This window comes from Hydrogenophaga sp. FW305-3-2-15-A-LB1 (assembly GCF_058787875.1).
The window spans coordinates 1-3,330 of the sequence record NZ_JBYTAE010000167.1 but is presented as its reverse complement, the minus strand read 5'-3'; the positions used below and the strand labels follow the sequence as shown (position 1 = coordinate 3,330).

The 3,330-nt window shown below is 69.1% G+C and carries 3 protein-coding genes; all 3 read left to right on the top strand.

What is annotated here, in order from left to right:
• The coding region (locus AC3WPZ_RS27780; protein WP_492442576.1) for a hypothetical protein at nt 1–377 on the top strand (377 nt) is incomplete at its 5' end.
• Nucleotides 378–468: 91 nt separating this feature from the next.
• On the top strand, nt 469–1,893 hold the full coding sequence (miaB, locus tag AC3WPZ_RS27775) for a tRNA (N6-isopentenyl adenosine(37)-C2)-methylthiotransferase MiaB (RefSeq protein WP_444687308.1): 1,425 nt from the start codon (nt 469–471) through the stop codon (nt 1,891–1,893).
• 10 nt (nt 1,894–1,903) lie between these two features.
• Nucleotides 1,904–3,322, top strand: coding sequence for a sensor histidine kinase (locus AC3WPZ_RS27770; RefSeq protein WP_382154698.1), 1,419 nt, complete (start codon nt 1,904–1,906; stop codon nt 3,320–3,322).
• The last annotated feature ends 8 nt before the right edge of the window (nt 3,323–3,330 follow it).

Genomic DNA, 3,330 nt, shown 5'->3' with positions numbered 1-3,330 from the left:
CCGCCACCCTCCCCCTGATTCCCGCCAGCGCCGCCCACGCGCAGGCCGTGCAACGCGAGTTCCCGGCCAAGGCGCTGCGCGGCACCATGGTGGTGGTGCAACCGCCACTGGTGGCCATGGACGACCGCGCCACGCGCTTCGCACCGGGCGCGCGCATCCTCGACAGCACCAACAAGCTGGTGATGTCCTCCACCCTGGTCAACCAGGAACTGGTGGTGAACTACACCCTCGACCAGCGCGGTCAGGTCCACCAGGTGTGGCTGCTGACCGAGGCCGAAGCGAAGGTCAAGCGCCCGGGCTACGGCACGCAGCGCAACTTCGTCTTCGAGTCGCAACAGACCCTGCCCGCCGGCGCGCCGGCCCGCACCACGAACTGAGTCCCCCGGCGCCTGCCGCGGTCACCATGGCCGCGGCCCCGCCCATGGCGCGCGCCCGCGGCGCGACGCCCTTTCCCGAACGGAATTCCCCATGAGCAAAAAAGTCTTTATCAAAACCTTCGGCTGCCAGATGAACGAGTACGACTCGGACAAGATGGCCGACGTGCTGGGCGCCGCGCAAGGCTACGAGCCCACGCAGGACGTGGAAGAGGCCGACCTGATCCTCTTCAACACCTGCTCGGTGCGCGAGAAGGCGCAGGAGAAGGTGTTCAGCGACCTCGGCCGCGTCAAGCACCTCAAGGAAAAGGGCGTGCTGATCGGCGTGGGCGGCTGCGTGGCCAGCCAGGAAGGCGCCGAGATCATCAAGCGCGCGCCCTATGTGGACGTGGTGTTCGGCCCGCAGACCCTGCACCGCCTGCCCGAGCTGCTCAACCAGCGCGCGCGCCAGGCGCTGCCGCAGGTGGACATCAGCTTCCCCGAGATCGAGAAGTTCGACCACCTGCCGCCGGCCAAGGTCGAGGGCGCCTCGGCCTTCGTGTCCATCATGGAAGGCTGCTCCAAGTACTGCAGCTACTGTGTCGTGCCCTACACGCGCGGCGAAGAGGTCAGCCGCCCGTTCGACGACGTGCTGGTGGAGGTCGCGGGCCTGGCCGACCAGGGCGTGAAGGAAGTGACGCTGCTGGGCCAGAACGTGAACGCCTACCGCGGCGCGATGGGCGAGACCAGCGAGATCGCCGACTTCGCCCTGCTGCTGGAGTACGTGGCCGAGATCCCTGGCATCGAGCGCATCCGCTACACCACCAGCCACCCCAACGAGTTCACGCCGCGCCTGATCGAGGCCTACGGCAAGATCCCGCAGCTGGTGAACCACCTGCACCTGCCGGTGCAGCACGGCAGCGACCGCATCCTGATGGCGATGAAGCGCGGCTACACCGCCATGGAATACAAGAGCACCGTCCGCAAGCTGCGCGCGATCCGGCCCGAGCTGGCCATGAGCAGCGACTTCATCGTCGGCTTCCCTGGCGAGACCGAGGACGACTTCCAGAAGATGATGAAGCTCATCACCGACGTGGGCTTCGACACCAGCTTCAGCTTCATCTTCAGCCCGCGCCCCGGCACGCCGGCGGCCAACCTCACCGACGACACGCCGCACGAGGTCAAGCTCAAGCGGCTGCAGCACCTGCAGGCCGTCATCGAGGAAAACGTGCGCCGCATCAGCGCCAGCCGCGAAGGCACGGTGCAGCGCATCCTGGTGGAGGGCCGCTCGCGCCGCCCCGGCAAGAACGGCGAGCTCGAGCTGATGGGCCGCACCGAGTGCAACCGCATCGTCAACTTCGACGGCGGCCCGCGGGCCGAGCGCCTGCTCGGCCAGATGCTCGACGTGCGCATCACCGAGGCGCGCCCGCATTCGCTGCGCGGCAGTCTGGAAATCACCCCCGCAGCGCTGCGCGCGACCCCCTCGATGGGGCAACACCTGCCGCCCGGCAAAGCCGGTTCCGCGGTGTTTCTGGATTGAGCACCCCTCGGTGAAACCGCTGCGCTTCTCCTTCCAGCAGCTGCTGCTGGTCGCCTTCCTGCTGATCGGGGCGCTGCTCGGCGTGGCGGCGGTGCGCGCGCTGTTCTCGCTCGAGACCCTGATGGCGCAGAGCCGCGAGAGCGCGGCGCAGGCGATCGCGCTGTCGACCGCCGCGCAGTCGCTCTCCGAGCGCAGCCTGACCATGGAGCGCGCGGCGCGCCAGTCGCTGGTGCTGCGCGACCGGCAGCTGCGCCAGCGCTTCGACGAAGCCGCCGGCAACGCGCGCGACATCCTGCGCCGGCTCGAGGACAACGAACTGCCGCCCGACTTCGCCACCAACTGGCGCGACCGGCTGGACGCGATCACCGTGCTGCTGGACGGCCCGCCCGAAACCGCGCTGGACCGCGAGCGCGAGGTGGCGCAGGCCTTTCGCGAGATCGACGGCCACAGCGCGTCCATCGCGCAGAAGGTGCAGTCCATCATCACCGGCCGCAACGAGGCCCTGCAGGCCCGCTTCGAGACCAGCCGACAGGAACTCACGCAGCAGGTGGTGGGCTCCATCGGCATCGCGGCCATCCTGGCGCTGGGCTTCGGCATCTGGCTCGCGCGGCCGTTCAAGCGGCTGGAGAAGGCCATCCAGGGCCTGGGCGAAAACCGGCTCGACGTGCCGATCGACATTCGCGGACCGTCCGACGTGCGCCGCGTGAGCCAGCAGCTCGAATGGCTGCGCCTGCGGCTGACCGAGCTCGATGCCGACAAGGCGCGTTTCCTGCGCCACATCTCGCACGAACTCAAGACGCCGCTGGCCTCGCTGCACGAAGGCGTGGCGGTGCTGGGCGACGGCGTGGCCGGCGCGCTCAACCCCAGCCAGGCCGAGGTGGTGAACATCCTGCAGCACAACACGCAGCTGCTGCAGCACCAGATCGAGGCGCTGCTGCGCTTCAACGCGGCGGCCTTCGAAGCCCGCCAGCTCAAGCGCGAGCGCACCGACCTGCTGGCACTGCTCGAGGACCAGGTGGACACCCAGCGCCTGCAGTGGCAGGCCCAGTCGCTGAACGTGCGCGTCGAGGGCGTGCCGACCACGATGCCACTGGACCGCGAGAAGATCGCCTCGGCGGTGGGCAACCTGCTGTCCAACGCGATCCGTTTCTCGCCGCCCGGTGGCCACATCCGCCTGGTGCTGCTGGACCTGCCGGGCCGCGCCTGCATCGACATCGTGGACCAGGGCCCGGGCGTGGCCGAGGCCGACCGCGACCGCATCTTCGAACCCTTCTACCGTGGCGAACGGCAACCGAGCGGCGCCGTGCGCGGCACCGGCATCGGCCTGTCCATCGTGCACGAGTACATTCTGGCCCACGGGGGCCGCATCACCCTGCTGCCCCAGCGCCAGGGTGCCCACTTCCGCATCGAACTGCCCCATGCCCATTAGCCCATCCC